Genomic DNA, 233 nt, shown 5'->3' with positions numbered 1-233 from the left:
AACCTGGCCAGCGCCGCCGTGAAGCCGTCGGCCGACGCGCTGGTTCCGCAGCAGAGCGACCGCCAGAAGTGGTGGCAGCATCTGACCGAATACAGCCTGATCGCGATCTTCGCGGTGATGTTCATCACGATGTCGCTGACCGTCGATCACTTCTTCTCGATCGACAACATGCTCGGCCTCGCGCTGTCGATCTCGCAGATCGGCATGGTCGCGTGCACGATGATGTTCTGTCT

The 233-nt window shown here is 60.9% G+C and carries 1 pseudogene; it reads left to right on the top strand.

Annotated elements, in window-relative coordinates:
* A pseudogene (locus tag AAEY83_RS18780) lies at positions 1–233 on the top strand (hypothetical protein); the annotation flags it as partial.

The organism is Psychrobacter sp. TB20-MNA-CIBAN-0197, from assembly GCF_040309765.1.
GTDB lineage: Bacteria > Pseudomonadota > Gammaproteobacteria > Pseudomonadales > Moraxellaceae > Psychrobacter > Psychrobacter submarinus.
This window is presented reverse-complemented; position numbering and strand designations above follow the sequence as displayed.